General features: G+C 63.9%; 14 protein-coding genes and 1 pseudogene. 7 read left to right on the forward strand and 8 right to left on the reverse strand.

Features of this window, described 5'->3' with window-relative positions:
- Positions 1-100 precede the first annotated feature (100 nt).
- Both BE0216_RS09135 and BE0216_RS09140 read left to right on the forward strand, forming a co-directional pair.
- Complete coding sequence (locus BE0216_RS09135) at positions 101-775, forward strand: YesL family protein (RefSeq protein ID WP_094637217.1); 675 nt, start codon at positions 101-103, stop codon at positions 773-775.
- Positions 776-857: 82 nt separating this feature from the next.
- A complete protein-coding gene (locus BE0216_RS09140) occupies positions 858-3,584 on the forward strand; it encodes a family 16 glycoside hydrolase (RefSeq protein ID WP_094637218.1) in 2,727 nt (908 codons plus the stop codon).
- Positions 3,585-3,901: 317 nt separating this feature from the next.
- On the opposite strand, the gene rimM is transcribed toward BE0216_RS09140, so the two are convergent.
- The 4 genes from rimM to BE0216_RS09160 form a co-directional block, all read right to left on the reverse strand.
- Positions 3,902-4,516, reverse strand: a complete 615-nt coding sequence (rimM, locus tag BE0216_RS09145) for a ribosome maturation factor RimM (RefSeq protein WP_094637219.1) — start codon at positions 4,514-4,516, stop codon at positions 3,902-3,904.
- Between the two features lie 29 nt (positions 4,517-4,545).
- Positions 4,546-4,779, reverse strand: coding sequence for an RNA-binding protein (locus BE0216_RS09150; protein WP_072723402.1), 234 nt, complete (start codon positions 4,777-4,779; stop codon positions 4,546-4,548).
- A 16-nt stretch (positions 4,780-4,795) separates the two neighbouring features.
- On the reverse strand, positions 4,796-5,263 hold the full coding sequence (gene rpsP / locus BE0216_RS09155) for a 30S ribosomal protein S16 (RefSeq protein WP_094637220.1): 468 nt from the start codon (positions 5,261-5,263) through the stop codon (positions 4,796-4,798).
- Between the two features lie 171 nt (positions 5,264-5,434).
- Entirely contained in the window at positions 5,435-7,531 is a 2,097-nt protein-coding gene (locus tag BE0216_RS09160) for a C39 family peptidase (RefSeq protein ID WP_094637221.1), read from the reverse strand.
- A gap of 175 nt (positions 7,532-7,706) precedes the next feature.
- Between BE0216_RS09160 and BE0216_RS09165 the strand changes: the two genes are divergently transcribed.
- Together BE0216_RS09165 and BE0216_RS09170 are read left to right on the forward strand one after the other, a co-directional pair.
- On the forward strand, positions 7,707-8,444 hold the full coding sequence (locus tag BE0216_RS09165) for a response regulator transcription factor (RefSeq protein ID WP_094637222.1): 738 nt from the start codon (positions 7,707-7,709) through the stop codon (positions 8,442-8,444).
- Positions 8,445-8,559: 115 nt separating this feature from the next.
- Complete coding sequence (locus tag BE0216_RS09170) at positions 8,560-9,660, forward strand: sensor histidine kinase (protein WP_143249321.1); 1,101 nt, start codon at positions 8,560-8,562, stop codon at positions 9,658-9,660.
- An 11-nt stretch (positions 9,661-9,671) separates the two neighbouring features.
- Here BE0216_RS09170 and BE0216_RS09175 read toward each other — a convergent pair whose 3' ends face one another.
- Entirely contained in the window at positions 9,672-10,886 is a 1,215-nt protein-coding gene (locus BE0216_RS09175) for an endonuclease/exonuclease/phosphatase family protein (protein WP_094637224.1), read from the reverse strand.
- Between the two features lie 248 nt (positions 10,887-11,134).
- Here BE0216_RS09175 and BE0216_RS09180 point away from each other — a divergent pair, with 248 nt between their 5' ends.
- The gene (locus BE0216_RS09180; RefSeq protein WP_094637225.1) at positions 11,135-12,088 is read left to right on the forward strand and encodes a serine hydrolase; all 954 of its coding nucleotides are present in this window, start codon (positions 11,135-11,137) and stop codon (positions 12,086-12,088) included.
- A gap of 340 nt (positions 12,089-12,428) precedes the next feature.
- On the opposite strand, the gene ffh is transcribed toward BE0216_RS09180, so the two are convergent.
- Positions 12,429-14,090 (reverse strand): signal recognition particle protein, encoded by a 1,662-nt coding sequence (ffh, locus tag BE0216_RS09185; protein ID WP_094637226.1) that lies wholly within the window; start codon positions 14,088-14,090, stop codon positions 12,429-12,431.
- Between the two features lie 336 nt (positions 14,091-14,426).
- On the opposite strand from ffh, the gene BE0216_RS09190 reads away from it, so the two are divergent.
- Positions 14,427-15,332, forward strand: coding sequence for a cation transporter (locus BE0216_RS09190; protein WP_094637227.1), 906 nt, complete (start codon positions 14,427-14,429; stop codon positions 15,330-15,332).
- Positions 15,333-15,372: 40 nt separating this feature from the next.
- On the opposite strand, the gene cysS is transcribed toward BE0216_RS09190, so the two are convergent.
- Positions 15,373-17,019 carry a cysteine--tRNA ligase gene (cysS, locus tag BE0216_RS09195; RefSeq protein ID WP_094637228.1) on the reverse strand — a complete coding sequence of 549 codons (1,647 nt, stop codon included), beginning with the start codon at positions 17,017-17,019 and terminating at the stop codon, positions 15,373-15,375.
- A gap of 91 nt (positions 17,020-17,110) precedes the next feature.
- Here cysS and BE0216_RS09200 point away from each other — a divergent pair, with 91 nt between their 5' ends.
- Positions 17,111-17,842 carry a type 1 glutamine amidotransferase gene (locus tag BE0216_RS09200; protein WP_094637229.1) on the forward strand — a complete coding sequence of 244 codons (732 nt, stop codon included), beginning with the start codon at positions 17,111-17,113 and terminating at the stop codon, positions 17,840-17,842.
- 12 nt (positions 17,843-17,854) lie between these two features.
- On the opposite strand, the pseudogene BE0216_RS12230 reads toward BE0216_RS09200, so the two are convergent.
- Positions 17,855-19,565 (reverse strand): annotated as a pseudogene (locus BE0216_RS12230) (ATP-binding cassette domain-containing protein); the annotation flags it as partial.
- Positions 19,566-19,680 lie beyond the last annotated feature (115 nt).

Here is a 19,680-nt window from a genome sequence, read left to right on the forward strand (position 1 = left end):
CCGATTCCGGGCGTGCGACGGTCGAATAGGACGTTCGCTTTCGGTGCTCGGTTGGTGTTTGACGATGGGGTGCGTTCGGGACTGTCCTAAGGAGGCCGTGATGAAACGTGTGGCTGTCGGCTACGAGTATTTGTGCCGGATTGTTCTCATGATCGTGGTGGTGAACGTCGCGTTCATCGTCCATACGATTATGGGCCTGGTGGTCGCCGGGCTGTTCCCCTCGGTGGCCGCCAGCTATGCGACGTACCGCCAATGGCTGCTCGACGTCGACGACCGGTCGTGGACCGTGCGGCGTACGTGGACGGTGTTCCACCAGGCATGGAAGGGCGAGCTGAAATCGGCGAACGCGTTCGGATGGCCGCAGTTTCTGGTGTGGGCGCTGCTGGTCTGGGAGTACTGGCTGATGATGAACAACGATATGGGCATGGTTGGCGTGGGCGTGTCCGGCGTGCTTCTGGTGCTTAACATCGTCTACGGCCTGTTCGTGTTCATGAGCTGGGCGATCCATGTGAATTTCGACGAGAACGCGCTGTGGGTGCTGCGCACTTCGCTGACCATGGTCGTCGCCAGACCGTTATGCGGATTCATGGTGCTGTGCCTATTCCTGCTGACGGTCTGGGCCTACTACACATGGCCGGGGCTGATGATGGCGTTCGGCGTGGGGGTGCCGATCTTCGCCACGATGATGGCCATCTACTCATGGGGACGCCTGCCCGGCATGGACGTGCATGTGCTGGAACCCACGGAGAAGGAGCGGAATACAACCCAACGGTGATCGGATCGCCGTCGCGCGCCCCACAGGCGAATCCCCCGCCCGAGCCGCTTGCCCATATCCACAGAGAAGGAGCCATACGCTCATGTCCTGCGCCGGTACCACCATCATCCTCACCGCGGGCGACGTCGCCGCCGCCGCACGCAACCGCAACGGCCTGACCTACAAAGGATTCGGCGTGCTGTCGGGCAACGCCACATCCAGCCTGCTGATGGACTACAAAGCCGAACAGCCACAGGCCTACTGGCGGCTTCTCGAAACACTGTTCGGCGGCGAGAGACCGCTGATGAACACCGTCAAAGTCGAAATGGGCAACGACCGCAACAACTCCACCGGCCCGAACCCGTGTGTTATGCGCGATAGGAGCGAATACCCGGCCGTGGGGCGCGAGCCCGGCTTCCAACTGGCCGCCGACGCCCGACGATATCAGCCCGGCGTGCGGCTGAGCCTGCTGCGCTGGATGGCACCGACATGGGTGCGTTCCAACGACGACGTCTACCGCTGGTACAAGAACACCATTCTGGCCGTCTACCGCGAATACGGGGTGATGGCCGACTCCGTGAACCCCGACGTCAACGAGCGCACCGCCGATCTGGAATGGGTGGCCGAATTCGCCCGGCGCGTGCGGACGGACACCGAAGGATTCCTCGGCGACGGCACCGACGATCCGAACGCGGGCTTCGCCTCCGACGAGGAACGCGAGCTGTTCCGCCGCATCAAAGTCATCACCTCCGACGAGGAGATCACCGGCACCTTCGCCGGCGATGTGATCGCTCAGCCGCGCTATCTCAACGCGATGGACGTGGCCAGCTACCACTATTCCGTCGAAGACGACCCCGACGGCAACTTCACGCGTCTGGCCGAGGAATTCGACAAGGAGGTCTGGAACTCCGAAGCGCAGGCCGTGTTCTCGAACTCCGCAGACCGCCCGAACAACACCAACGGCGACGGCGTGGACGATCCGCGCGCCTGCACGGGGCTGGGAGGGCCGGGAGGCTCGTTGGAGATGGCGAACACCCTGATCAAAGGATTCGTGGAATCCCGCCGCACGCACGCCATCTACCAGCCCGCCATCGGCGCATGCTACGAGCATATGGAATACGCCGCCAAAGAGTTGGTCTCCGCCCGCGACCCGTGGAGCGGATGGATCTACTACGACGCCGGATGCGCGGCGTTGGGGCATTTCGCCCGATTCTCCAAGCTCGGCTGGGAAAGCGCCGATCCGGACGAACCTGCGGACACGCACGGCATCTGGCGCGCGATCCCGCAGGCCAGCGGTTGCGCGGTCGGCGGAAACAATCCCGTCAACGGCGCGCGGCACGGCGAACCCTCCTATCTGACATTGGCCGCGCCCGACGGCGGCGACTTCAGCACCGTCATCGTCAATGACAGTGGCTTGACGGCACGGTACCGGCTGGTCGTCGATGCGGCGCTCGCGGCCTGCGGCAAGCCGCTCACCATATGGCGGACCGCTGCGGCGAACCCAGGCGAACGGTACGACGCCGGCTGGCTCAAGCCCGTCGCCATCGTCGAGCCGACGCGTGGCGAGGCGGACATCACGGTGGAACCGTGGTCGATGGTCACCATCACCACGTTGGATACCGTGAACCGCGCGCAGGACGGAACCCTGTCCGCGAAGCCGGCGTTCTCGCCGAACCTGCCGGTGGCGGCCGAACACAGCCGCGCCGTGCTGGACCAGGATCCGGAACATGGCGTGCTGTACGCGGATGATTTCGCCTATGCCGACGCGCCGACGGTCGAAACGATGAAGCACGGCCAGTTGGTTCGCGAGGATTATCTCGCATCGCGCGGCGGCGACGCGGGCGCGACCCCGCGCTACACCACCGACTCGAACGGCGCGTTCGAAATCGTGCCGGATGAGACGCGCGGCCATGCGCTGCGCCAGCAGATCGACTGGACCCATGCGGGTAACGCGTGGATCGAAGGCGATCCGCGCACCGCCATCGGCGATATGCGCTGGGCCAACTACCGGGTGTCCGTGGATGTGCGGTTCGAGGAGTATCCCGGCCGTGCACCCTATGTGCTGCTCGGTGCGCGCGAGATGGGCGGCGACAAGTTCACCACCGACATCTGCGGATACGATTTCAAACTGCGCGCGGACGGCGTGTGGCTATTGCGCCGCTATGGCGACGAGAAACGACGCGGGCATCTCGAGGACCTGCGCAAGGCCGCCGCCCGCGCCGGAGCATCCGCGTTCCTTCCCGGCGCGGGCGGATGGTTCACGTTGGCGCTCGAAGTGGCCGGCCCCACCATCACCGTGCGGCTCAACGGCGCGAAGGTGACGGAATGGACCGACGATCGCCCGCAATCCGCAGGGCGTGTGAATCTCGGCACCAGCTTCGACCACGTGCGCTTCTCCAACCTGCGCGTGGAGCGGCTCGACGGATGGTCGCCCTACTATACGGCGCTGATCGATGACATGCATCTGGTGAGTTGGGACGACGGCGTTACGTCGGTGCTGGAATACGACGGCGATTGGACGCATGAGAACGGGCAGGGCATGTTCACCTACATGCGCACCATCTCCCGCACTAGCAGCGCTGGGGCCTCGCTGTCCCATACGTTCGACGGCACCGGATTGGATGTGTTCGGACCATCCGACGGCGGCGCACGGATCGACGTGCTCGTCGACGGATCGCTGGTCGCCCCGCAGGTCCGCACCATGGCCACGTCGGGCGCGCTGCGCACGCAACTGCGCGTCGAAGGATTGGAACGCGGCCGTCACACCGTGACGCTGCGCCTCGCGAACCACGCCCTCTGGCAGGTCGATGCCATCGGCGTGCTGCTCTGAGCACACGGTTTCAAACGGTTGCCTTCGGGCCGCGCCTCGGCGAGGAAGGGGCGGTACAGGCGTCTCGAAGGTCGCGTTAGTCTACGATGAAAGGATGCTGTATGAGAAAGTATGAGAACTACGCCGCCGCCTGGTCGATACGATCATCGTCGACTACACCCCTGAATTCGAGCGTCTGTGGCAAGGCCTGAACGACCGATACGGTTCACTGTTGTTGGCGTGATCATTCTGGCCACTGCACGATTCCAAGGTGTTGTGGAGTCAGAGTTTGCACGATTCCAAGGTCTACTGAGGGTGGAATTAGCACGATTCCAGGCTTATAGGCCGGGAATCAGGCCTCCGGGCGGGTCTAGGGTGAGGTATTGGGCGTCCAGATCGATGTCGGGCACGATCGCGCCCACGAACGGCACAAGAGCGGTTTTCTCCACTACGTCTTCGCCGCTGGAATTCGTACCGGTCACCACCGGTTCGACCAAGCGGATTTTGAGCAGCGACTGGGCCGGTCCGTCGATCACGTCCACGACCTTGCCGACCACCTGCCCGGCCGGCAGGCCCAGGCCGTTGCCCTCGGCCAGACGTGCCTCAAGTCCGATCAGGTCTTTGGAATACCATTCGTCGGCTTCGAGCATCTCTTCCGGATCGTCGGCCTCGCCGTAGAGTTCCACGCCGTTGATCGCCTCGGAAGCGTCGCGGTCATCCACATCGAAGAATTTGATGATCCAACGGTCCTTGAACGTGCGGGACCATTCGACCACGTATTCCTCCTCGCCGTCCTTCGTGTACAGCACGGAGTCGGGGGAGAAGCGGTATTCGGGATCGTCCGTGAACAGCCGTACGGTGACTTCGCCTTTGAGTCCCTGCGCGCGGCCGATACGACAGACCCTCAACAGCTCGCGCTGCTGAGGGTCGTCGGACATGTTCTGTTGCGCCATGCCTGGGAAACCTATTCTGCTCGTCTCGGTCAGCGACGCACGTCCATGATGTCGACGCGCACCTTGTGGTCGGCAAGCGCCTGGACCACGGTGCGGATCGCATTGGCGGTGCGTCCGTTGCGGCCGATCACACGGCCGATGTCCTCCGGGTTCACGCGCACGCGAAGCAGTTCGCCGCGCGCGTTCTCGTGGGACTTGACGGAGACATCGTCGGGAAAATCAACGATGTTCTTGATGAGGTGTTCCACAGCTTGGGCAAGCATGATCAGTGCCTTTCACTCACTCGGCGTCGGCCGGAGCTTCTTCAGCGGCTTCCTCGGCCGGAGCTTCGGCCTCAGCGGCGGCGGCAGCCTCGGCCTCAGCCTTGGCCTTCGCGGCGGCTTCGGACTTGGCGGCCTTCAGCTTCTGAGCCTGGGACTCGACGGCCTCCACGCGGGCGGCCGCATCCGGGCCGGACTCAACGGTCTTCAGCGTGCCTTCGGCACCCTCAAGGCCCTTGAACTTCTGCCAGTCGCCGGTGATCTTGAGCAGGGCGAGCACGGGCTCGGACGGCTGAGCGCCGACGCCAAGCCAGTACTGGGCGCGCTCGGAGTCGATCTTGATGGTCGAGGGCTGGGTGTTCGGGTTGTAGGTACCGATCTCCTCGATGACCTTGCCGTCACGCTTGACGTGAGAATCGGCCACGACCACGCGGTAGAACGCGTAGAACTTCTTGCCCTGTCGCTTCAGACGAATCTTGGTTGCCAAAATGGCTCTCCTTATAGTGTTGGTTTGTGCGTTATGGCTGCTGTGTGGGGCACGGCAAACCGATAACCCACGCGTTCCTCGCAAGCCGGGGTGTAGAGGGCGCCACGGATTGCGAATAACTGGGACATTATAACTCCACTCCCCGGACGCGCAAAACGCGGGAGGCCGGGGCTACCACACATAGGCCGGCTCCTCGTTGGTGACGATCGCACGCATCATGGTCGCCGCGTCGACGATCTTCAATCCTCCATATGTCGCATCCTGTACGGAACGCATGGAATCGATGAACCGGTAGTGGGTGATGGCGCCGTTCGCATCCGTGTCGTAACCGGTGACGACGATCATATGGTTGCCGTGCCCGAATCCGTCGTACATGGCTGCCACATCGATGGCCACGAACACCGGATCGTTGGAGGCCATATCGGTTTTGACGCGTTGCTCGAACAGCTGCGCGGTCTGCACGCTGGTGTCTCCGAAGGCGATGGTCTGCACATGATAGCCAGCTCCGCTCGGATTCGCGTCCGCGACACCGAACAGGTATGCGTTGGCGACCCGAGCCAGGTCCACGTATTCGGTGCCCGTCACGGGTTTGGTGTTGAGCTCCGCGGCGAGGGTTGATTGGGAGACGTCGATGCCCTTGTATCGCAGCACGCTTTGCAATGCCGCCGGTCCGCACCAATCGTTGGAGTCCTGCAGCATGGTCGGCACGCTCAACCGGACTGATTGCGTCTGATCGCCGCCGTTGGGCTGTGCGTCGGATGAGCCGTCATTCGTGCCATTGTTACCGTCGGTATCGTTGCCGTCAGTGTCGCCGCCTGCGGTGTCTCCATCCGCGGAGCCGTTCCCATCGGCGTCATGCGATGAGGACGAATCGTCGGCGCCGTCGTCGGGTTTCGCCGAATGCGAGGAATCCTGCCGAGGGTCCACGGCCTGTTCCATATCCCGCACATACCGGATCTCGCTGTTGCGGTCGGTATACACCTCACCTTTGGCGATGCTCGCGTCCGGCTGCTTGTAGCGCACCCACGCCAGCGAATCGGGCGACAGATAGATGCCGCCGTTATCCTGCGACAGCACCGTCATCGTCTCCAAGTCCAGCAGCACGGTCTGCAGACGGTTCCGTCCTTCGACCAGCGGCGTGCCGGTCCATGCGAGGAAGCGTTCGTTGGCCTGCAGATCATCCTCCATAACATCGAGGGACAGCAGCGGAGTGATCGTGCGGTCGGCGACCGCGACGCGCCAGATCTGAACCCCACCGTTCGCAATCAGCGGTACGAACAGGGAATCCCCACCCATGGCCGGCTGCCCCAGCCGGTCACCATCCGCCGTGGAGGCCAGCACGGTTTTCGTATGATTCCGCACATTCAGCTCCACCAGCCGACTCTCGCCCGTCGCAGTATCCGACAGGACGTAGTACCACAGTTCGCCGAGCTTGACGGCCTTCGAACAGTTGCCGCGTTCGACGGGAGTCACACCGCCTTGGAAATCGTGGTATTCGAGGATGTAATGCTCCGCTTCCGGATCGAAACGGTTGAGCATCACGCCATCGGCGTCGAAGAAGGCGGCGGTGGTATGCAGATTGGGCATCAGCGTGCTGGACAGCAGCTCGCGTGAGGTTCCTTCATCGAGGTCGTACAGGGTATACGTGCTGGTCTGATTGTGCTGATCGCTCAGTTCGACCAGCGCATGCCCCTCGCTGGCGGCCGCGATTCGATACGTCTCATACGTGGAGGCATCGGTTTTCTCCGCAAGCATAGAGAACGACTGTTGCGCGAGATCGTAGGCACCCAGCGACAACCTGTTCGTCTGCGTTGCGGTATCGGCTTGCGCATCGTCTGACGGCTTCGCCTCGCCGTATAAGACGCCTCTCTCATCGAGCCGCAGCGGCGTGAAATACGTGCCGTCCGGATACTCGAACACGGCGGCGGACGGGAACATGCTGTCCATCGTGCTTTGGGATAGATCGTCAAGCGCGGGAACAGTACCGTCGCTGATGGAATAATACCGTTGCGGATCGTCGTCCAATGCGATGGTTGTGTAATCGAAGTCCGTGGACATCGTGCCATCCGCGAACGTTGTGGAGTTGCGGGTTTGCATGCGGTGCAGCAGCCCGGCGCCGGTGACGGCCAACGCGGCGACCAGCACCAGCGCCACGCATATGAGGGGCCAGTGGCGTTGCAGCATGTTCTGTGACGGCGTCCGCGGCGCGGATGGCGTATTGGACTCAGCCTTGGGTCGCTGCGCGGTGGGGATGTAGTCGTCCATCATGACCTCCTTGCATGCGACCGTGCGACCTTGCGACTCTGCGGCCGGTGATGGTTACGCATCGCCTATGATGCGAATGCCGCCGATACGCCAACGGTAGCCCGCGGTGGCGCTGCGGTGCAAGTCTTGTCACGCGCGCACGTGACAGAACTGGCGTCGCGGCCGTGGAATCCCTACCATGGCTTCTACAATGGGCGATATGAGATCCAACGCGCGCGATACGCCGATTTCGGTGGGCATACTGGACAACGACGTGCTCGCCCTCGAAGCTTTGCGCGTGGTGGTGTCGCGGTTGCATCCGCCCGGCATATCGACCTGCACGGTGGTCTGGCAGACCACATCGGTCGCTTTGGCGCTGCACCGGTGCGCATCAGGCGAAGGTGCGCCGGACGTACTGTTGTTGGATATGGCGTTGGGAGGTATCTCCGGCGGCGAGGTCGCCGCCAGAATTCGCAAACGCAATGCGCGCACCGCCATCATCGGCATCACCGCCTACAATCCGGCCGATTATCTGGCCGACGCCGCAGATAGCGGCATGCAGGCGCTGCTCGCCAAGGATGCGCTGATGCGGGAATTGGCGCCGGCGATGGCCGCCATCGTTCAAGGCGGTGTATGGCCGGTGCGATCGGCCAACGGTGGAGCCGCCGTCGCCGCCATATTCGCCACCGTGGAGGAATCCCACCGCAGACTGGCCGAGACACCTGGTGCGGGAGGAGACATGGATTCGCTTTCCTCGCGCGAACGCGAGATTCTGCGTCGGTTCGCCGAAGGTGAGGACGCCGACGGCATCGCCGCCTCGCTGGGCATCAGCCGCAACAGTGTGTTCACCTACACGCGACGGGCATGCGCCAAATTGGGTGTGGGCACGCGGGCGGAGGCGGTGCGGCGGATACGTTCGCCGTGGTTGGCGCGGTAATGGTGCCGGGCGTGACGGTCGCGACCGATCGCGGAGAGGATTCTCGGCCCATCGAAAGCGGCGCTCGTAATCGGTGCGGTGGCCGGGCGATATGTCGATTGGTGGAGGTTCGAGGATGATCGCTGCTGCAAGGATGTTGCCTACACGCGGCTTTGCGATGTGCGGCGCCATCGCGTTGGCCGTGGCCATCACGATGGGTGAAGCCGCTGTGGCGTATGCCTATGGTTTCGCTTGGGGCCACCTGTCGTACGCGCTGGTGATGGTTGCGGCGGTGCTGGCCATGCCTCGCTGGCCCATGGCCGCCGCGATACTCGTGCTGATCGCGGACATGATCGCGCCGATGCTTCCGTTCCATACATCCGGCATGCTGGGGCTGGCCGTCATCGTGGCGCTGGCGGCGATCGGCTACCGACATACCATCGTCGGACTATGCGCGGCGGTACTGGCCGGCTGTGCGGAAAGCTGGTCGTTCGTAACCATGTTCGGCCTGCCTGCGAGCCGGATGCTGGCACCGAACCAACTGATGAACCTGGTGTATTATGCGGGATTCGCCGTGCTGGGCGTGCTGTTGCGGCAGGCCGTCCATGCCGAACGTCTGCGTCACGAACTGCGTCTGTCGCGCTGGCGTGAAGCCACCGCCGCGCGGTTACATGACCGGATATGCAACGATCTGTCCTGTCTGGTGCTGCGCGTCGACCAAATCAACAACGGAGAAGACCAGAATCTTGCTGGCATACGTCAGGGTCTTGCCGACGCATTGAATGATGTGCGGGCGGTCGTGTCCGCTCTGGAATCGCCGCACACGCGAGATGCGGCTGTGTTGCGCGTCGATGACGGGTTGCAGGCGCGATTGCAGGGGCATGTGGGCCGATTGGCCGACTTGGGCATCCAAGGTGAGGTGTTGTGCGCGGACGGCATAGAGGAAGGTCTGGATGAACAAGGGCGCAATCTGGCGTTGTCCGCAGTGGATGAGCTGTTCGGCAATATCGCCAAGTACGCGAGCCCTGAAGACGGCTACACGTTCGTCATCCAACGCGATGCCGCAACGTTGACGATCAGCGTGGCCGATACGCCGAATCACAGCAAGGCGCCAAGCGGAGGCGGCGGCAGCGGCATGGCGCGATTACGTCGATCCGCGGAGGCTCTCGGCGGAAGCTGCGTGGTAGAGAGCTCCCCAGAAGCATGGTCCTGCCAACTTCGCATACCGTACGCATAAGCGCGCGGATATCACCGCACGACCAGTGTGGCCGTCACGGCGAGATGGTCGGTGGTGGTGATTATGAACGATTCAACGTGCGAGACTTTGAGACCGCGCGTGACCAGCACGTGATCGAGTTCGATGCGCGGCCACGGCAGCCATGAGGGGAAGGTGAGATTGGGACCGTGCGCGTAGGCGAGGCTCGCGTCCGTGAAACCGGATTTGAGCAGCGCGCGGAAGCTCGGGTGGTCGGTTCCGGAGTTGAGGTCGCCCATCACCACGGCGATATCGCCTCCGCTCTTCGCCGCGTCGGCCAATGCGCCCAATCCGCGGATGCCGGCGCTCCACTGGGGGCAGCCGCGCATCGGGGATTTCGGATGCGCCGACGCGAACGTGATGTACCGACGGGCCGGCGCGACGTCCGGCTCGCTTTCGTCCGCCGGCTCGATGCCATCGGTATCGTCGGTATCGACGGCCGGGGTCTCGTCTTCGTCACGCGACAGCGGAATGGTGACTGCGGGGACGTCCGCCGCGGGGATGTCGACCGCATTGGATGTGGCGCTGGCCGGCTCGTACGCGGTCCAGATGCCGTTGAAACCGCCGTTGTCGGTGTCGCGTTCCTCGCCCAGCTGGTGGTAGGGGAGCAGTTCGGCGAGGCCCTCCTCGTCAAGCGCGGCGACGAGTTCGCCGGTGAGCTCCTGCAGGGCGAGCACGGTGATGTTCCGCTCGCGCACCTCGCGCACGATATGCGCGGCGTCGGCTCGGCCGAACCGGCAGTTCAACGTCATCACCGAGAACGGTTCGTTGGGCGCGATCGGCGACGCAGCCGTCGTGCCCGATGATCGCTCCGGACCATCCGTATTGGCCGCCGTTGATGTTTCACGATCTGTTTCACGACTGCCAAAAAGTGTTTCACGAGATGTTTCACGGCTTTTTGCAGTGGTCGATGCCCTGCCGGTGCCTCCTATCGGACGCACGGCGGAAGGACTCATATCGAATCCGGATCCAAGGTATTGCATGCGCCGCGACGAGGCGGCCAACGCCAACACCAGCATGGCACCCACAATGCCCCATTCGTGCAGAACGGCAGCCCATACGGCCAAGGCGACCAGCGGAATCCACAGGAAGGGAACCAACGCGATGAGATACGGCATCGGCATATGTCCCTCCCAACCCGCGGGCAACGCGGTCAGCGCGATCCATAGCGCGGCGATGATCCATAGCACGAAGAACAGAACGGTCATGCGGGGCTCCTTTGGGGTCGTGGAAGCTGTCGTCCCGACGGCCCATTGTATGCGCGCGCGTCCATCCGACGCCATCGGCGAACACGGCTTTCAGAAAACATCCAAGATTGTGTTACCTCTTTTTCAGACACGCGACATGTTGTCTATCGGTTTGAGGAGTACGGTCGTAACCGTTCGCACCATCGGTCGTCAACCGTGCCATGCCTGCCGGATGACGCCACGCAAGTCAGGAGCCCATCATCGTGAATATGCCGACCCCGCGCAGCTACACGGAAATGCAGCGCATGTATCGCCGACGTCGAGTGGTGGTCGTGATGGTGATCGTGGCGGTGGCGGCGTGCGTGACGGGACTGGGCGTGATGATCCACTCCCAACTGGTGGGTGACGAGGCACAGGCCGCGGCGGATGACGTATCGTCCTCAGCCGAGGTGTCGAGCGCGTCGGACGAGGATGACGAAGCCGAGGCGCAGGCGCAGGCCGAAGCGGAGGCCCTTGCGGCCGCGCAGGCCGAGGCCGCCGCCATCTCCGCCGAGGTGGAGATCCAATTGGATGAGGTGTTCGCCGGCGCCGAATACGCCGTTGAGGTCGTGGATCTCGAAAACGGCACGACTCCGGTCGCCATCGACGAGGACGAGGTCTTCGTCTCCGCCAGCACCTACAAACTGTACGTCGCCTACTCCATGCTGAGCGCGGTGGACAGCGGCACGATGACGTGGGAATCGGAACTCAACGGCACCACGTTGGGTGAATGCTTCGCCCAGATGATCGAGATCTCCGACAATGCGTGCCCGGAGGCATGGCTGTACGACGTGAGTTCGCGGGACGAGGTGACCGCGCAGGCGCACTCCATCGGCGCCACCAGCACCGCGTTCGTCGACGGGCAGGCGGCCACCACCACCGCGTCCGATCTGGCGACCATACTGACCGGCGTCTATGAGGGCACGCTGCTGTCTCAATCCTCGAAAGAGACGCTGATCGACGAGATGATGGCGCAGGTGTACCGCTACGGCATACCCGCCGGCATCGGCGACTCGGGGGTTGTGGCCGATAAGGTCGGATTCCTCGACGGCTATCTCAACGACGCGGGCATCGTCTATAGCGACAAAGGCGACTACGTGTTCGTGATTCTGACCAACAACTCCTCATGGGAGGCGATCGCCCAAGCGACCTCCATTATCTACGACGCGCTCCCGGAGGCGTAAACAACGGCTTCGTCATTCCTGCTCCTTGTCATCCTGAACGGAGCACGGCTTGTTTTCGGCGTCCTGATCCCGTCATCCTGAGCGGAGGCCGTCAGGCCGGAGTCGAAGGATCTCTGACCGACGGGTACGAGGTGATGAGATTCTTCGACTCCGCTGCGCTCCGCTCAGAATGACGTTGATAATGGTTGTTCGTCATGCTGAGCGTAGTGTAACGGAGTCGAAGCATCTCCACAGGTTGACGGTGGAACGGTGCTCCGTTTGGAATGACGGGAACGCCGTGTCCGCTCAGAATGCTGGGACACGGCGTTCCGCTCAGAACGACGGGACTCTCCGACTGGCGTCAGCGGCCGAACAGCCCGCCGAGGCCGCCGCCGAGATTCGGAGGCAGGTCGGGAGTGCCATTGCCGGCGGCGTCTCCCATCAGCTCGTCCAAACCGGCGGGAAGCGCCGGATTCTGTGGCTTCTTGGCGAACGCGGAACCGCCGGACGCGCCGTCGGCGGGCTTGCCGGACAGACGGTCGCGCAATGCCTTCTCCTCAGCCTCGCGCTTCATCGGATTGCCGGACTTCGAACCCTTCTTCTTGTTCTTGCCCTTGCCCTTCTTGCCGCCGCCCATCGCGGGGCCGCCGAAGCCGGGGATGCCGCCCATGCCGGCCTTGTTGCTCATCCGCTTCATCATCTTCGCGGCCTGCTCGAAACGCTGCAGCAGCGCGTTCACCTGCGAGACGGTCACGCCAGAACCGTAGGCGATACGGGCGCGGCGCGAGCCGTCGATGATCTTCGGGTCGCGGCGTTCGGCCGGGGTCATCGAACGGATGATGGCTTCGGTGCGGTCGATCTCACGCTCGTCGAACTGCTCCAGCTCCTTGCGGTGCTGCGCCATGCCCGGCATCATGCCCAGCAGGCTTTTCATCGAACCGAGCTTACGCACCTGCTGCAGCTGGTCGAGGAAGTCGTCGAGGCCGAAGGAACCTTCGGAGATCTTCGCGGCGGCCTTCTTGGCCTCCTCCTCGTCGAACTGGCGCTGCGCCTGCTCGATCAGGGTCATGATGTCGCCCATGTCGAGGATACGTGAGGCCATGCGGTCCGGATGGAACACCTCGAAATCCTTGAGGCCTTCGCCGGTGGACGAGAACAGAATCGGCTTGCCGGTCACGCTCGCCACCGACAGGGCCGCGCCGCCGCGGGCGTCGCCGTCGAGCTTGGAGAGCACCACGCCGGTGAAATCCACGCCCTCGTCGAAGGCCTTCGCGGTCCGCACCGCGTCCTGGCCGATCATCGCGTCGATCACGAACAGAATCTCATCGGGCTGCACGGCGTCGCGGATGTTGCGGGCCTGCTTCATCAGCTCCTCATCCACGCCCAAACGGCCGGCGGTATCGATGATCACCGTGTCATACAGCTTCTGCTTGGCCAACGCGACCGCGTCGCGCGCCACCTTCACCGGATCGCCCGTGGTCTGGCCGGGGGAGGCCACCGCCTCGCCGCCATCGGACTGCACACCCTTCTCGGGCGCGTACACCGGCACGCCGGCGCGCTCGCCCACCACCTGCAGCTGCGTCACCGCGTTCGGACGCTGCAGGTCGGCCGCCACCAGCAGCGGCGTGTGGCCGCTGTCCTTGAGCCAGTAGCCCAGCTTGCCGGCGAGCGTCGTCTTACCGGCGCCCTGCAGGCCGGCGAGCATGATGACGGTCGGCGGATTCTTCGCGAAGTTCAGCGGGCGGTCCACGCCGGCGCCGAGCACCTCGGTGAGCTCCTCGTCCACGATTTTGACGACCTGCTGCGCCGGATTGAGCGCCTGCGACACCTCGGTGCCCAGCGCGCGCTCGCGGATGCGCGCGGTGAAGGAACGCACCACGTCGAGCGCCACATCGGCGTCGAGCAGTGCGCGGCGGATCTCGCGGATCGTGCCGTCGATATCCGCCTCGGAAAGCTTGCCCTTGCTCTTCAGATGCTTGAACGCATTCGAGAGCCTATCAGTCAAAGAACTAAATGCTGCCATAATGCGCTCCAGTCTAGCCGTGACGCGGGAAAAGCGCACGCAAGGCGAGCTTGGGAGCCGGGCGAGCCGAATGGGGCGGACCTGCGGCGTGTACGGTTCGCGACCACCGAATCCGCTTTCCGCTGATCGGGCCGCCCCGCACGCTTCGGGCCGATACCATGGAAGGGTAAACCTTCAGTGGTATTCGCGAATTGTTGATTGAACTTCGATTTTCGGTTCCGTACATATCGCTGGACACCCCTTATCGCAGACATGCCGTGCGCTGGCGCACCCGTCCACGATGTGATGGGTCGCGTTGCTGCAACGCAGACTGCCATGCAATATGGAGGCCCACCGATGCAACATAAGCAGATAGAACGCAAAGCCCTGACCGTGGGGCTGGTCGTCAACGTTTTGATGGTCGCCGCAGGCGTCATCGTCTTCTTCATCACCGGCCTGAAGGCCATGTTCCTCGACACCGCCTACACCGCCATCTCCGTATGTTCCGGATTGGTGGCGATCGCGCTGTCCTCGCACACCGTGCGCACCACCGAGCGTTACCCCAACGGGCGGTTCGCGCTGGAGCCGATCTACGCGATCTGCAAGGCGGTGTTCACCCTCACTCTGCTGCTGTTCACTCTGATCGACACCGCGCAGGTCGCCTACGATTACTTCGCCTACGGGATCGGCGAGCGAACCGCCTTCGGCCCGGTGGTGGTGTACGAGGCCGTCACCGTGCTCTCCTGCCTGGGATTGTGGCTGTACTATCGCCGCGAGAACCATTCGATCCGCGGGGCGAGCACCATGCTGGTCGCCGAGGAGAAAAGCACGTTCATCGACGGCGCGATCTCGCTGGGCATCGGCGCGGCCGCGGTGATCCTCGTGTTCCTGCCGGACGGCACGCCGCTCGACTTCCTGCATTACACGGGCGACTTCTTCATCACGCTGCTAATCGTGCTCGCCGTGATCAAGGAGCCCTTCGAGGTGCTGTACGGTGCGTATGTCGAGCTGATCGGCGGCGTGCACGAGGACGACGAGACCAACGCCTTCGTCGAGGAGACCGCGCAACGCCATCTACCGGAGGGCACGGAGTACGACCGTACGCTGATCTTCAAAACCGGCATGAACTACACCATCGACGTGTACCTCGCCGGCACCGGCGAAACCATCGACGTCGACAATCTGGTGGAGTGCAAGCGCGCGCTTGAACGCGAGCTCACCCGCCGCCTGCATATCGTCGACGTCGACTTCGTCTTTGACTAAATCCTCCGTCGCTGCGCGCCGTCCGCGCCGTCCGTTGTGGTTATTTGAGGCTCCAGGTGGATCCTTGCGGGCCGTCTTCGATGGCGATGCCGGCGGCGCCCAGCGCGTCGCGGATCGCGTCGGCCGTGGCGAAGTCGCGGGCCTTGCGGGCTTCGGCGCGGGCGGTCAATTGTCCGGCGACCAGCGCGTCCAGCGCGTCGTGCTCGGCGGTGGCATCGCCTGCGGTTCCGGTGCCCGTGCCCGATGCGGACGCGCCGATCCACGGCTCGGCCAGCGGATCCAATCCCAGCGTGTCCAGCATCGCGCGCACGGCGAGCAGCGTGCCGCGCAGCTCGGCCTTGGCGGTGCCGGCGGCGTCATCGCCCGCGCCCGTATCGGCGGCGATCTGGGCGAGCAGGGTGTTGCCTGCGCGCACGGCGGAGAACATCGCGGCGATCGCGCCGGAAACGTTGAAATCATCGTTCATGGCGGCGGTGAACTCGGCCGGCAGCTGGTCGGCCATCATCGCGCCCACCTCGCCGCGCGAGGGCTGCTCGCCCAACACGACGCCCGCGCGTTCGATGAAATTGCCCACGCGATCGTAGGCGGCCCGCGCCTCGGCCAGCGTCTGATCGGACCATTCCAGCATCGAACGGTACTGCACGCCGCCCAACGCGTAGCGGACCACCCACGCGGGATTCTGGGCCAGCACGGCCGGCACGCTCAAGCCGTTGCCCAGCGACTTCGACATCTTCTCGCCTTTGGCGGTCACCCACGCCGAATGCATCCAATGCGCGGCGGAATCCCAGCCGGCGGCGCGCGTCTGCGCCATCTCGTTCTCATGGTGCGGGAATCGCAGGTCGAGACCGCCGCCGTGGATGTCAAAGCCGTCCTTGAGGTAGCGGCGACTCATGGCCGAGCATTCGATATGCCAGCCGGGGCGGCCCGTGCCGAACGGTGTGGCCCAGCGGGCGTCCTCGGGATCGGTATCCTTCGGCGCCTTCCACAGCGCGAAATCGCGCGGATCGCGTTTGTCGGGCGAAAGATCGGCCGGATCGACCGGATTGTACTTGTCGTCGCCGGCCGCGTCCACGCTGGGTCCCATACGGTCGGCCACCGCGGCGGCCTCATCCGTGGCCGGCTCCCCGGCGGTCTGCTTCTGATGCGTCAGCTCGCCGTAATGAGGCCAGCTCGCCACGTCGAAATACACATTGCCGGTGGGGCGGCCCTCGTCGTCCGTCACCACATAGCCGTGGCCGTTGTCGATGATGCGCTGGATCAGCTCGACCATATCCAGCATATGTCCGGTGGCGCGCGGCTCGTAGGTGGGCGGCAGCACGCCCAGCACGTCGTACGCCTGGGTGAACTCGCGCTCGTAGATATACGCGCGCTCCCACCACTGCTGGCCGGCGGCCGCGGCCTTGTCGAGGATCTTGTCGTCGATGTCGGTCACGTTGCGCACGAACGTGACCTGATATCCGAGCCTCATGAACCAGCGGCGCACCACATCGAAGGCCACGGCGGCGCGGATATGGCCGATATGCGGCGAGGACTGCACGGTCGCGCCGCACACGTAGATGCCCACCTTGCCGGGTGCGATCGGCGTGAACGCCGACACGGCGTGCGTGGCGGTGTCGTACACCTGCAGACCGGAGGCTGCGGACTGCATGTCAACGGCGTGATTCTGCGGTTCTTGAGCGTTTTCCATAAACGCCAAGGCTATTCTCGCAACAAGACAAACGTTTCGGCGATCGTCCCGCAAAGCGCGGGTTTACGTGCCTCGTGTCACAATAGAGGTCATGGCCACACCACAAGTGCTCATCATGCAACACGTCCCATGGGAGAAACCGGGGCGTATTCTTGCGAACCTCGAGGACCTCGAACTGGGCTCGCAGACGTTGAACGTCGCAACGGTCAAGAAGCCGGACCTGCCGGATTTCGACGAGGTGGCCGGTGTGGTGATTATGGGCGGTCCGATGTCGGCGACCGACTACGACCAATATCCCGGTCTCAAGGCCGAGGCGAAACTCGTGCGCGCCTGCGTGGCCGTGGGCAAGCCGGTGCTGGGCGTGTGTCTGGGGCATCAGATCATCGCCACGGCGTTGGGAGCGAAGCTGTCCCGCGGCGAGGCACCGGAGATCGGATTCGCGCCGATCAAACGTGTGGACAAGCACGACTTCTTTTCGATGTGGGACAAGCAGATCGACGTGCTGCACTGGCATAACGACGTGGTGGGTCTGCCGCCGGATGCGCAGCTGCTGGCGCGGTCCGCGTCCACGAAAGTGCAGGCGTACCGTATCGGCTCGGCGTTGGGCCTGCAATTCCATCTCGAGGTCACGGGGGCGTTGCTTGAGGAATGGCTTGACGAGCCGAGCATGGTCAAGGAGCTGAAAAAGGCCGGCGGCTCCAAATCGCAGCTGCGCGAGCAATTCGCCCAATACGACTGCACCCTGCAGCCGCTCGCCGAATCGGTGTTCTCCGGATTCGCGGTCCGCTGCAACGCCTACGCCAAAACCTTGCAGGCCGCGTAGCCTGCGGCGCGGTTATTCGAGCTGTTCGGAAAGCTCCATCCACTCCATTTCGAGGGTTTCGGATTCCTCGGCGATGGTCTGCAGCTGCTGGTTGAGTTCGTTGAGTCCGGCGTAGTCGCTGGGGTCGTGCTCGGCCATGCGCTGTTCCAGTTGCATCCGGCTCTCCTCGAGTTTGGCGAGCTTGCGTTCGATGGCGTTCACGCGCTTCGAGGCCTGATGGAACTCCTTGCCGCTCAGTTTCGGCTTTGCGGAGCCGTTCGATGAGCCGTCGTCGCCTGAACCGCCCGCGGAGACGTCGGAGATGCCTCGACTACGCTCGGCATGACGAGAGGATGAATCCGCATTATCGTCATTCTGAGCTGAGCGTCCTTTCCCGTCGTTCTGCGCGGAACGTCCCCTTCCGTCATTCTGAGCGGTGCGTCCTTTTCCTCCGTCATTCTGAGCGGAGCGCAGCGGAGTCGAAGAATCCCCCACGCCGCCGAAATCGCCCTTCTCGACCATATCGAGGTAATCGCCCACGCCTCCGGGCAGATGGCGCACCTTGCCGCCGATCAGCGCGAACTGCTGGTCCGTCACGCGCTCGAGCAGATACCGGTCATGGCTTACCACGATCAGCGTGCCGGGCCAGGTGTCGAGCAGATCCTCCATCACGGCGAGCATGTCGGTGTCCAGATCGTTGCCGGGCTCGTCCATAATGAGCACGTTCGGCTCGTCCAGCAGGATGAGCAGCAGCTGCATACGGCGCTTCTGGCCGCCGGAAAGGTCTCTGATCGGCGTCATCAGCTGGGCGGATTCGAAGCCGAGCCGCTCCATGAGCTGGCCGGGCGTCACCTCCTTGCCATCCACGATATAGCTCGGCTTGTAACGGCTCAGCACTTCCTTGACTTTGTATTTGCCGAGCTTCTCCAGCTCGTCGAGTCGCTGGGAGAGCACCGCGAACTTCACGGTTTTGCCGATATTCACATGCCCGACGGTGGGGGTGAGCGTGCCGTCGAGAATCTTGAGCAGAGTGGATTTGCCGGCGCCGTTCGCGCCGACGATGCCGAAACGGTCGCCCGGGCCGATCAGCCAGGTCACGTCGTCGAGGATCTTACGTCCGTGGATCGTGACCTTCTGCGCGGCGGAGGTGGCGGATGCCGTCATATCCGCCGTCTCGTGCGGATCGGCGGCATCCGCGGCATCGCCGACGGTGCCGGTGCCGGCGGCGTCGTCCATATCGGCCGTGCGGGCGGCATCGACTGTGCGGGCGGCACCGTTCGGCGTCATGCCCACGCCGGCATCCAGCAGACGCGGATCGTCCCAGTCATCCACCGCGACCTCAACGGAGCCGTGCGACTGCGGCTCGGCGTGCATGGCCGGCACCACGTCCACGCGCGAGGCGGAGTCGTTCATCGCCGCCACGTCGGGGTCGATATCGGCCAGACGGTCGCGTCCCAGCGCCCGATCCCGGCCGGTGGGCAGCGCCACGCCTTCGGCGGTCACCGCCTGGGTCGCGAAGATCTGCGTCACATCGATCAGATCCACCACCTGCTTGCCCAAGCGTGAGGTGGCCATCTGCTTCAATTCGACGCTGTTGCGCACCGGCGGCACGTCGGCGATGAGTTCGCGCGCGGCCTTGACGTGGAATTTCTGCTTGGTGGAGCGGGCGCGCGCCGCGGGTCAGCCAGGCGAGCTCCTTGCGCGCGAGATTGCGCCGTTTGGTCTCGCGCACGTCGGCCTGGCGGTCGCGCTCCACACGCTGCAGCATATACGCGGAATAGCCGCCCTCGAAGGGGTCGATCACCCCGTCGTGCACCTCCCACATCGACTCGCACACCTCGTCGAGGAACCAACGGTCG

The sequence above is a fragment of the Bifidobacterium eulemuris genome, from assembly GCF_014898155.1.
Classification (GTDB): Bacteria; Actinomycetota; Actinomycetes; order Actinomycetales; family Bifidobacteriaceae; genus Bifidobacterium; species Bifidobacterium eulemuris.

What these genes read in the sequence shown, in the direction of transcription:
- BE0216_RS09135 (WP_094637217.1), top strand. Translation starts at nt 101, where the DNA reads ATGAAACGTGTGGCTGTCGGCTACGAGTATTTGTGCCGGATTGTTCTC.
- BE0216_RS09180 (WP_094637225.1), top strand. Translation starts at nt 11,135, where the DNA reads ATGCCGACCCCGCGCAGCTACACGGAAATGCAGCGCATGTATCGCCGA.
- BE0216_RS09170 (WP_143249321.1), top strand. Translation starts at nt 8,560, where the DNA reads ATGATCGCTGCTGCAAGGATGTTGCCTACACGCGGCTTTGCGATGTGC.
- BE0216_RS09175 (WP_094637224.1), bottom strand. Translation starts at nt 10,886, where the DNA reads ATGACCGTTCTGTTCTTCGTGCTATGGATCATCGCCGCGCTATGGATC.
- cysS (WP_094637228.1), bottom strand. Translation starts at nt 17,019, where the DNA reads ATGGAAAACGCTCAAGAACCGCAGAATCACGCCGTTGACATGCAGTCC.
- BE0216_RS09160 (WP_094637221.1), bottom strand. Translation starts at nt 7,531, where the DNA reads ATGATGGACGACTACATCCCCACCGCGCAGCGACCCAAGGCTGAGTCC.
- BE0216_RS09140 (WP_094637218.1), top strand. Translation starts at nt 858, where the DNA reads ATGTCCTGCGCCGGTACCACCATCATCCTCACCGCGGGCGACGTCGCC.
- BE0216_RS09165 (WP_094637222.1), top strand. Translation starts at nt 7,707, where the DNA reads ATGGCTTCTACAATGGGCGATATGAGATCCAACGCGCGCGATACGCCG.
- BE0216_RS09200 (WP_094637229.1), top strand. Translation starts at nt 17,111, where the DNA reads ATGGCCACACCACAAGTGCTCATCATGCAACACGTCCCATGGGAGAAA.
- BE0216_RS09150 (WP_072723402.1), bottom strand. Translation starts at nt 4,779, where the DNA reads ATGCTTGCCCAAGCTGTGGAACACCTCATCAAGAACATCGTTGATTTT.
- rimM (WP_094637219.1), bottom strand. Translation starts at nt 4,516, where the DNA reads ATGGCGCAACAGAACATGTCCGACGACCCTCAGCAGCGCGAGCTGTTG.
- BE0216_RS09190 (WP_094637227.1), top strand. Translation starts at nt 14,427, where the DNA reads ATGCAACATAAGCAGATAGAACGCAAAGCCCTGACCGTGGGGCTGGTC.
- ffh (WP_094637226.1), bottom strand. Translation starts at nt 14,090, where the DNA reads ATGGCAGCATTTAGTTCTTTGACTGATAGGCTCTCGAATGCGTTCAAG.